The sequence below is a fragment of the Jiangella ureilytica genome, assembly GCF_004348545.1.
Classification (GTDB): domain Bacteria; phylum Actinomycetota; class Actinomycetes; order Jiangellales; family Jiangellaceae; genus Jiangella; species Jiangella ureilytica.
In genome coordinates this window covers 19928-29729 of sequence record NZ_SMKL01000074.1, presented here as the reverse complement: position 1 = coordinate 29729, position 9802 = coordinate 19928, and the positions used below count along the sequence as shown (strand labels likewise).

General features: G+C 73.3%; 10 protein-coding genes. 6 read left to right on the top strand and 4 right to left on the bottom strand.

Features of this window, described 5'->3' with window-relative positions; translation table 11 throughout:
• Positions 1 to 294: 294 nt before the first annotated feature.
• Positions 295 to 1614 (bottom strand): hemolysin family protein, encoded by a 1320-nt coding sequence (locus E1212_RS24290; RefSeq protein ID WP_131987269.1) that lies wholly within the window; start codon positions 1612 to 1614, stop codon positions 295 to 297.
• Positions 1615 to 1721: 107 nt separating this feature from the next.
• On the opposite strand from E1212_RS24290, the gene pgm reads away from it, so the two are divergent.
• Positions 1722 to 3377 (top strand): phosphoglucomutase (alpha-D-glucose-1,6-bisphosphate-dependent), encoded by a 1656-nt coding sequence (gene pgm, locus E1212_RS24285; protein WP_238992468.1) that lies wholly within the window; start codon positions 1722 to 1724, stop codon positions 3375 to 3377.
• Positions 3378 to 3551: 174 nt separating this feature from the next.
• On the opposite strand, the gene E1212_RS24280 is transcribed toward pgm, so the two are convergent.
• From E1212_RS24280 to E1212_RS24275, 3 genes are all read right to left on the bottom strand, one after another.
• Positions 3552 to 4082 carry a DUF2087 domain-containing protein gene (locus E1212_RS24280; RefSeq protein ID WP_162605611.1) on the bottom strand — a complete coding sequence of 177 codons (531 nt, stop codon included), beginning with the start codon at positions 4080 to 4082 and terminating at the stop codon, positions 3552 to 3554.
• A 51-nt stretch (positions 4083 to 4133) separates the two neighbouring features.
• Positions 4134 to 4295, bottom strand: a complete 162-nt coding sequence (locus E1212_RS29640) for a hypothetical protein (protein ID WP_162605610.1) — start codon at positions 4293 to 4295, stop codon at positions 4134 to 4136.
• A 155-nt stretch (positions 4296 to 4450) separates the two neighbouring features.
• A complete protein-coding gene (locus E1212_RS24275) occupies positions 4451 to 4741 on the bottom strand; it encodes a hypothetical protein (protein WP_131987263.1) in 291 nt (96 codons plus the stop codon).
• A gap of 207 nt (positions 4742 to 4948) precedes the next feature.
• On the opposite strand from E1212_RS24275, the gene E1212_RS24270 reads away from it, so the two are divergent.
• The 5 genes from E1212_RS24270 to E1212_RS24250 are packed head-to-tail and all read left to right on the top strand — an operon-like array spanning position 4949 to position 9798.
• Complete coding sequence (locus E1212_RS24270; RefSeq protein WP_131987261.1) at positions 4949 to 5752, top strand: DeoR/GlpR family DNA-binding transcription regulator; 804 nt, start codon at positions 4949 to 4951, stop codon at positions 5750 to 5752.
• The gene (gene galT, locus E1212_RS24265) at positions 5749 to 6828 is read left to right on the top strand and encodes a galactose-1-phosphate uridylyltransferase (RefSeq protein WP_131987259.1); all 1080 of its coding nucleotides are present in this window, start codon (positions 5749 to 5751) and stop codon (positions 6826 to 6828) included. The genes E1212_RS24270 and galT overlap by 4 nt, the downstream gene beginning before the upstream one ends.
• Entirely contained in the window at positions 6825 to 7784 is a 960-nt protein-coding gene (gene galE / locus E1212_RS24260; RefSeq protein ID WP_131987257.1) for a UDP-glucose 4-epimerase GalE, read from the top strand. The genes galT and galE overlap by 4 nt, the downstream gene beginning before the upstream one ends.
• Entirely contained in the window at positions 7760 to 8890 is a 1131-nt protein-coding gene (gene galK / locus E1212_RS24255) for a galactokinase (protein WP_131987255.1), read from the top strand. The genes galE and galK overlap by 25 nt, the downstream gene beginning before the upstream one ends.
• Positions 8887 to 9798 (top strand): aldose 1-epimerase family protein, encoded by a 912-nt coding sequence (locus tag E1212_RS24250; RefSeq protein WP_131987253.1) that lies wholly within the window; start codon positions 8887 to 8889, stop codon positions 9796 to 9798. The genes galK and E1212_RS24250 overlap by 4 nt, the downstream gene beginning before the upstream one ends.
• Positions 9799 to 9802 lie beyond the last annotated feature (4 nt).

Here is a 9802-nt window from a genome sequence, read left to right as displayed (position 1 = left end):
ACGCCGCACCACCGAAGGCCTCACACCCCGCGACATCCGCCGCTGCCTCAAGCGCTACATCGCCCGCGAACTCCACCCCATCCTCACCGCAGACCTCGCCGCCTTGACCACATAGGAGCGTCGTTCAGCAGGCAATCCCCTGCTCCACGAGGCATGCAGGCCTGGTGAGGCAGGAGAAGTCCTCGTGGTGCTCCACCCATCATGATCACCGCGACCGGCCGGCGCGACCGCCGGCACGGCGGGGGCCGGTCTCCACACCCGCGTGCAGGTCGCGTCACCATCAGGCCGCGGCGATCAGCCGGTGACCGGCGGGACCACCTCGGCCTGGATCGTCTCGGGGCGTGGATGGACACGCAGGCGGGACGCTCGCCGACCGTCCAGCGAGACGACCTCGATGCGCACGCCGTCGTAGTCGACGACGTCGCCGACCGACGGGAGCCGGCCGAGACGGGCGACGACGAAGCCGGCGACGGTCTCGTACGGGCCGTCGGGCAGCCGGACGCCGGTGCGGTCGGCGAAGTCGCCGATGTTGAGCATGCCGTCGACGTCGACCACACCGCCGGCGCCGGCCGCGGAGGGCAGCTCGTCGGTGTCGTACTCGTCGCGGATCTCGCCGACCAGCTCCTCGACGAGGTCTTCGAGGGTGACGATGCCGGCGGTGCCGCCGTACTCGTCGACGACGACGGCCAGGTGCGAGCCCTCGCGGCGCATCTCCGACATCGCCGGGAGGACGCGCTTGGTGCCGGGCAGCACGAGCACGTCACGGACCAGCTCGCCGACGCGGATGCTGCGGCCGGACACCTCGGGATCGAAGAGGTCGCGCACGTGCACGAAGCCGACGACGTCGTCCGTGGAGGTGCCGACCACCGGGTAGCGCGAGTGCGGCATCGTCGACGCCAGTTTGACCGCCTTGAACACGGGCATGTCGGCGTCGAGGAAGTCGACCTCGGTCCGCGGCCGCATGACCTCGCGGACCTGGCGGTCGCCGACGTCGAGAACGTCGCCGACGATGCGCCGCTCCTCCTCGCTCAGGCCCTCGTGGCCGGAGACGAGCTCGCGCAGCTCGTCCTCGCTCATCTCCTCGCGTTGCGCCGACGGGTCGCCGCCCAGTCCGCGGACCACGACGTCGGTGGACCTGGAGAGGAACCAGATGACCGGGCGCATCAGCGTCGCGAACCGGTCCAGCGGCGGCGCGACCGCCAGCGAGACGCCGGCCGCCCGCTGCAGCGCGAGGCGTTTGGGTACGAGCTCACCGAGCACCAGCGAGAGGTAGGCGATGAACAGCGTGAGCCCGATGAAGCTGAGGGTGTCGGCCGCGCCCTCGGGCAGTCCCCAGTCCTGCAGGATCGGGGAGAGGTCGGGCGCGAGCGTCGAGGCGCCGTAGGCGGCGGAGAAGAAGCCGGCGACGGTGACGCCGATCTGCACGGCGGAGAGGAAGCGGTTGGGGTTGCGAGCGAGCTCGGAGACCCGCTCGCCGCGGCGGCCCTGCTGCGCCATCTGGCCCAGCTGGCTCTCGCGCAACGACACGAGCGCGAGCTCCGTCGCCGCGAAGACACCGCCGATGAGGATGAACACGAGGACGAGACCGAAGTTCAGCAGGGTGCCCTGGTTCACGAGCGGGACCCCTGCTCGCTATGTCGGCCGGGAGAGCGGTCGTTCATCGGCGAATCATATGGCGCGGCCACAGTGACGACATACCCGAGGCGAGAGAGGATGACACGGTGACGAACCACGCGCGCGCGGGCCAGCCCGCCGCCCCCGAGGACCTGGTCGACGTGCCCCAGCTGGTCCGGGCCTACTACACGACCCATCCGGACCCCGGCGACCCCGGCCAGCGGGTCGCCTTCGGCACGTCCGGCCACCGCGGATCGTCGCTGGGCGCGGCGTTCAACGAGGACCACATCGCCGCCACGGCGCAGGCCATCTGCGACTACCGCTCGGCCAACGGCATCGACGGCCCGCTGTTCTTGGGCAAGGACACGCACGCGCTGTCCGAGCCGGCGTGGGCGACGGCGGTCGAGGTGTTCGCGGCCAACGAGGTGACGCTGCTGGTCGACGGCGACGAGCGGTACACGCCGACGCCGGCGGTGTCGCACGCGATCCTCGCCTACAACTCCGTGCCGGGCCGGCGCCGGGCCGACGGTGTCGTCGTCACCCCGTCGCACAACCCGCCCTGGGACGGCGGGTTCAAGTACAACCCGCCGGACGGCGGCCCGGCCGGCTCGGAGATCACCGGCGCCATCCAGGAGGCGGCGAACCGCTACCTCGAGCGCGGCCTGCACGGGGTGCGCCGGGTGCATCTGACCACGGCGCGGTCGGCCGGCACGACGTCGACCTACGACTTCCTCGGCGCCTACGTCGACGACCTGCCGTCGGTCATCGACGTCGAGGCCATCCGGTCCGCCGGGGTGAGCATCGGCGCCGACCCGCTCGGTGGGGCGTCGGTGGACTACTGGGCGGCCATCGCCGAGCGGCACGGGCTCGACCTCACCGTCGTCAACCCGCTGGTCGACCCCACCTGGCGGTTCATGACGCTGGACTGGGACGGCAGGATCCGCATGGACTGCTCGTCGCCGTACGCCATGGCCTCGCTGATCGGCCGGCTGGCCGAGGGCGCCGAGTTCGCCGTCGCGACCGGCAACGACGCCGACGCCGACCGGCACGGCATCGTCACCCCCGACGGCGGGCTGATGAATCCCAACCACTACCTCGCCGTCGCCATCGACTACCTCTTCCGGCACCGCGCCGACTGGCCCGGCTCCGCCGCCGTCGGCAAGACGCTCGTCAGCTCCTCGATGATCGACCGCGTGGCGGCGTCGCTGGGCCGGCCGCTGCTCGAGGTGCCGGTCGGGTTCAAGTGGTTCGTGCCGGGCCTGGTCGACTCCTCGGTCGGGTTCGGCGGCGAGGAGTCGGCGGGTGCGTCGTTCCTGCGCCGCGACGGCCGGGTCTGGACCACCGACAAGGACGGCATCATCGCCTGCCTGCTGGCCGCGGAGATCATCGCGGTCACGGGGTCGACACCGAGCGAGCACTACAAGCGGCTCACCGAGACGTTCGGCGACCCGGTGTACGCGCGGGTCGACGCGCCCGCGTCGCGTGAGCAGAAGGCCGCGCTCGGGAAGCTCTCGCCCGACCAGGTGACGGCGACGGAGCTGGCCGGCGAGCCGATCACGGCGAAGCTCACGTCGGCGCCGGGCAACGACGCGGCGATCGGCGGGCTCAAGGTCGTGACGAAGTCCGGCTGGTTCGCCGCGCGCCCGTCCGGCACCGAGGACGTCTACAAGATTTACGCCGAGAGCTTCGACGGCACCGATCACCTGGCCCGCATCCAGGCCGAGGCCCGCGCCGTCGTCGACGACGTCCTCGCGTCGGCGTGACCGCCTCGGACGTTGCGCAGGCGCTGCGCTCGTGGCGGCAGCGGGTGACTCCGGCCCCGGCCGGTCTGCCCGGCGCCGGAGTGCGGCGCCTGCCGGGTCCGCGCCGGGAGGAACTGGTGGTGCCGGCCGGCATCTCGTCGACTGCGGTACCACCCGGCCGCTGCCGGCGCGAGGTCAGGCGGGCCAGTAGCGCGACCCGTCGGGGTTCCGCTCGACCAGACGCAGATCGACGAGGAGCCGCCGCAGCGACACCGGCTCGTCGCCCAGCGCGGCGAGCTCGGTGGTGAGCTCCCTCTCGGTGTAGCCGTCGCGGTGCGGCAGCGCCGCCATGACGAGCCGGCCCACCTCGGCTTTCAGCCGGTCGTCGGCCGGGATGGTGGCGATGCGGCCGTTCTTGAGGCAGCCGTCCAGCCGCGGGAAGTCCGCCGCCACCCGCCCGACCGGCGTCGCGGCGACGGCGGCGGCCGCGGCGGCGCGGATCGGCTCGAGGTCGGCGCGCAGCCCGGCGCTATCGCGGCTGACCAGCCCGGCCCCGCCGAGCACCGCCAGTGCCCGCTGCACGTCCCGCTCGGACAGTCCGGTGCGGTCTTGGAGATCGGCGACGGTGGACGCTGCGGTCGCGGACGCGGCGGTCGTGGTGCAGAGCGCGCCGAGCACGGCCAGTCGCTTCTGGTCGCCCAGCGCGCTGAGCAGTTCGGTGGTCACCCCGGCACGGTAGGCGCGGCGGTGGCGCCGTCGCACCTCGATTTCGCGCGCCTACTCCCCCGGCGGCGTCCAGACGACCGTCGGCTGCTCCGTCTCGGGTCCGCCCCGCTCACACATGAACGCCACCGTGGTCGACCCGGTCTCTTCGGCCTCGTGCATGGCCGCCTCGTACTCGTCCTCGCACTCCGGCGGCACCTGGTTGCCGAACGGCATCGGCTCGTCGCGGACCGTCGGCGGTGCCTGCTCGTCGACGCCGTCCCATCCCGAGGTGTCTGGTGATCAGGACGCCACCTGGGTGGCCGCGACGACGGCGAGCGCACCGCCCAGCACGGCGCCCGGAATCACCCACCCACGGTGCATGGCCACGATTACCCGTCCCTGTCACCCAGCCGACAGGCGACGGCGAAGACGGTGGCCCCGGACTCCTGGGCCTCGCGGATCCGGCCGTCACGCAGGGCGGCCTCGAACTCGTCCTGACACTCGGGCGGCCGGGTGTAGTCGGCGGGAAGTGGCTCGATCGTGGGCTCGAGGGTCGGGCCGGACGGGCCGTAGCCGTCCCAGCCGGTGGCATCGGGCGACCAGGACGCCACCTGGGTGGCGGCGACAACGGCGAGCGCACTGCCCAGCACGGCGCCCGGAATCACCCATCCACGGTGCATTGACACAGGGTATCGCTTCAGCTCGCCGAGCGGGTGCTGCACGGTTCCGGCGGGTGCCGAAGCACCTGAACGTGCGGCACCGGCCTCGGCCTGGCCATCTGCGCCGAGCTCGTGACCCGGGCCACGCCGAAGGAGGGCGCCCGTTGAAGGCGGTGCTATCGTGAAAGCACACGATCGCACAGGTTCGCACAGAAGGGCACGGCATTCATGCTCGCCGCCGCACGGCAGGCGCTCATCCTGGACGAGGTCCAGCGACGCGGCGCGGCGACCGTGAGCGAGCTGGCCGGCCGGTTCGAGGTCTCCGAGATGACCATCCGGCGCGACCTCGACGCGCTGGTGGCGCGGGGCGCGCTCGACAAGGTGCACGGCGGCGCCACCACCAGGCGCCAACCCGGGGCGCCCAGCACCGACGAGCCCGGGTTCCGGGCGAAGCGACTGCGCCAGCAGGCCGAGAAGGAGGCCATCGCGACGGCCGCCGCCGCGCTGGTCGAGCCGGGCTCGGCCGTCGGGCTGTCGGCGGGCACCACCACGTGGGCGCTGGCCCGCCACCTCCGGCAGATCCCGCGGCTCACCGTCGTCACCAATTCCATCCGCATCGCCGACGAGCTGCACGACGACGACCGCACCGATCTCGCCGTCGTGCTGACGGGCGGGGTGCGCACGCCGTCCGACGCGCTGGTCGGGCCGGTCGCGGTCTCGTCGCTGCGACTACTGCACCTCGACGTGGTCTTCCTGGGGGTGCACGGCATCGACGCCGCCGCGGGGTTCACCACGCCGAACCTGCTCGAGGCCGACACCGACCGCGCGCTCGTCGCGGCCGGCCGGCGGCTGGTCGTCGTGGCCGATCACACGAAGTGGGCGACGGTGGGTATCAGCACCATCGCCCGGCTCGACGACGCCGACGTGCTGGTCACCGACGACGCCCTGCCCGACGACGCCCGCCAGACCCTCGCCGAGCACGTCGGCGAGCTGATCCTCGCTCCCACGCCACAGACGAATGGATCACGATGAAACGCACCACGGCGCGGCTGGCCGACGGCCGCGAGATCATCTACTTCGACCGGCGCGACGACGCCACCCACCGGCTCGACGACCCCCGCGACCTGCCGCCGGTCAGCACCACGTCGCAGCTTCGCTACGACCCCGTCCTGGCCGAGTGGGTGGCCATGGCCGGGCACCGCCAGACCCGCACGTTCCTCCCCCCGAAAGATCTCTGCCCGCTGTGCGCGTCGACGCCGGACCGCCCCACCGAGGTCCCGTCGGCGACCTACGACGTGGTCGCGTTCGAGAACCGCTTCCCCAGCCTGTCGACGCACGCCACCACCGGCGCCACGGGCACCGAGCTGGTCCCCGTCCGCCCCGGCACCGGTCGCTGCGAGGTGCTGGTCTTCAGCAGCGACCACAACGCCTCCTTCGCCACGCTCGCGCCGGCGCACGCGCGCCTGGTCGTCGAGGCCTGGGTCGACCGCACCGCCGAGCTGTCCGCCGTTCCAGGCGTCGAGCAGGTGTTCTGCTTCGAGAACCGTGGCGAGGAGATCGGCGTCACGCTGTCGCACCCGCACGGCCAGATCTACGCCTACCCCTACGTCACGCCGCGCACCGCGCGGATGATGCAGTCCGCCCGCGAGCACCGCGACCGCACCGGCCGCAACCTCTTCGCCGACGTCCTGGCCGAGGAGCGCGCGGCCGGCACTCGCATCGTCGGCCAGACCGCGCACTGGACGGCGTTCGTGCCCGCCGCCGCCCGCTGGCCGGTCGAGGTGCACCTGTACCCGCACCGGCAGGTGGCCGAGATCGGCGACCTCGACGACACCGAGCGCGACGAGTTCGTCACGCTCTACCTCGACGTGCTGCGCCGGTTCGATGCGCTCTACGATGCACCGCTGCCCTACATCGCCGCCTGGCACCAGGCGCCGGTCCGGCACGATCGCGACCTCGCCTACCTGCATCTGCAGGCGTTCTCGATCCGCCGTGCCGCCGACAAGCTCAAGTACCTGGCCGGGTCGGAGTCGGCGATGGGCGCGTTCGTCACCGACGTCCTGCCCGAGGACGTCGCGGCCCGGCTCCGTGAGGTGGAGGTCCGATGAAGCTGCTGGTCACCGGAGGAGCCGGGTACATCGGCTCGGTGGTGGGGTCGCAGCTCGTGGCGGCCGGCCACGAGGTGGTGGTGCTCGACAGCCTGCTCACCGGGCACGCCGACGCGGTGCCCGACGGCGCCCGCTTCATCGAGGCGGGCATAGAAGACGCTGCGGACGCCGTCGATGCGAGCTTCGACGCCGTGCTGCACTTCGCCGCCCGGTCGCTGGTCGGCGAGTCGGTGTCGGAGCCGCAGCTCTACTGGTGGAACAACGTCGTCGGCACGCTGCGGCTGCTCGACGCCATGAGGGCGGCCGGGGTGCGGCGGCTGGTCTTCTCGTCGACGGCGGCCACCTACGGGCAGCCCGACGTCAGCGTCATCACCGAGGACACCCCGGCGGTGCCGATCAACCCGTACGGCCAGAGCAAGCTCGCCGTCGACCACGCGCTGGCCGGCGAGGCGCGGGCGCACGACCTCGCCGCGGTCAGCCTGCGCTACTTCAACGTCGGAGGGGCGCTGGGCCGGCACGGCGAGCGGCACGACCCCGAGACGCACCTCATCCCCAACGTGCTCATGGTCCCGGCCGGGCGGCGCGATGCCGTCGACGTCTTCGGCACCGACTACCCGACCCCCGACGGCACCGCCGTCCGCGACTACCTGCACGTCGAGGACCTCGGGCGGGCGCACCTGCTGGCGCTGGACTGGACCGGCACCGCGGCGGCGGCCGGGCAGCACCGTGTCTACAACCTGGGGTCGGGCACGGGGTACTCCGTGCGCGAAGTCGTCGAGGCCGTGCGGCGGGTCACCGGGCACCCGGTGCCCACCCACGACCGCGAGCGGCGCGCCGGCGACCCGCCGGTGCTGGTCGCGTCGGCCGAGCGCATCGCCGCCGACCTCGGCTGGCGGCCGGAGCACGGCCTGGACACGATCGTGGAGGACGCATGGCGATTCCAGCAGCAGGGCTGACCGAGCGGACGGGGTCGGCCCCCGGCCGGGTCAACCTCATCGGCGAGCACACCGACTACAACGGCGGGTTCGCGCTGCCGCTGGCCATCCCGGCCCGCGCCACGGCGCGAGTGCGCAGTCGCGACGACGGCGTCATCGTGGCGGCCTCGACCGCGCCCGGCGCCGAGCCGGCCCGGTTCGCCGTCGACAGCGCCCCCGGCGAGGTCACCGGCTGGGCCGCGTACGTGGCCGGGGTGTTCTGGGCGCTGCGCGATGCCGGCCACGACGTCCCGGGCGCCGACGTCACCATCGACAGCACCGTGCCGACCGGCGCCGGGCTGTCGTCGTCGCACGCGCTCGAGGTCGCCGTCGCCGTCACCCTGAACGACCTGCACGGGCTGGGCCTGGACCGCACGACGCTGGCGCTGCTGGTGCAGCGGGCCGAGAACCAGTACGTCGGCGCGCCCACCGGCACCATGGACCAGATGGCGTCGCTGTACGGGCAGGAGGGCCACGTCATCCTGTTCGACGCCACGTCCATGACGGCGCAGCCGGTGCCGTGCGACCTCCCCGCCGCGGGGCTGAGCCTGGTCGTCGTAGACACCCGCGTGCACCACGAGCACACCGGGGGCGGCTACGGCGCCCGCAGGGCCACGTGCGAGGAGGCTGCGGCGCTGCTGGGCGTCGAGACGCTGCGCGAGGTGCAGGGCGACGCCGTCGACGACGTCCTGGGCAAGCTCGACGACGACGTCATGGTGCGGCGGGTGCGGCACGTGCTCACCGAGAACGCCCGCGTCCTCGACACCGTCGCGCTGCTGCGGGCCGGCCGGGCCGACGAGATCGGGCCGCTGCTCACCGCGTCGCACGCCTCGATGCGCGACGACTACGACATCACGGTGGCCGAGGTCGACCTCGCGGTCGAGGTCGCGCTCGACGCCGGGGCGCTGGGTGCGAGGATGACCGGTGGCGGCTTCGGCGGGTCGGTCATCGCGCTGGCCCCGGCCGACGCCGCGGACCGGGTGGGCGACGCCGTCCGGTCCGCGTTCGACCGGCACGGCCACGCGTCACCGTCCGTCTTCACCGTCCGCCCGGCAGCGGGCGCCGGCATCGAGGAGAACAACCAGTGAGCCCCAGCGGCACCCAGGTCGAGCTGCGCCACGGCGCCTACTCCGCCGTCGTCACCGAGGTCGGCGCCACTCTGCGCGAGCTGCGCCACGACGACCGGCCGCTGGTCGTCGGCTTCGACGCCGACGAGATCCGGCCCCACTACCGCGGTGCGGTGCTGGCGCCGTGGCCCAACCGCGTCACCGACGGCGTCTACACCTTCGGCGGCCGGGAACGACGGCTGGCGCTCACCGAGCCCGACCGCGGCAACGCGCTGCACGGGCTGGTCGGGTGGGTGCGCTGGGACGTGCTCGCCGAGTCGGAGTCGGCGGTCGAACTGCGACACGCGCTGGTGCCCACCCCGGCCTACCCGCACCCGCTGGACCTGCGGGTCCGCTACGCCCTGGACGACGACGGCCTGCACTGGACCGTCGCGGCCACCAACACCGGTGCCGGCCCTGCCCCGTACGGCACCGGTCCGCACCCGTACCTCGTCGCCGGCGCGGGCCGAGTCGACGACTGGTCGCTCGAGCTGCCGGCCGCGCGCTACCTCGCGGTGACGCCGGACCGGCTGCTCCCGCTGGACGTCGAGGACGTCGAGTCGGCCGGGTTCGACTTCCGCACGCCGCGGCAGCTCGGCGACATCCTCATCGACCATGCCTTCACCGGTCTGGCGGCCGACGGCGAAGGCGTCGCGCGGGTGCGCGTGCGGGCGGCCGACGGCGGCGGCGTGGTCTGCTCGTGGAACGCCGCCGAGTGCCCGTGGGTGCAGATCCACACCGCCGACCGGCCCGGCGAGTCCGGCCATCGCATCGGCCTGGCGGTCGAGCCGATGACCTGCCCGCCCGACGCGTTCAACTCCGGCACCGACCTGGTGGTGCTCGAGCCCGCCCAGACGCACCAGACCACCTGGACCATCGCGGCGCTCTGACGCG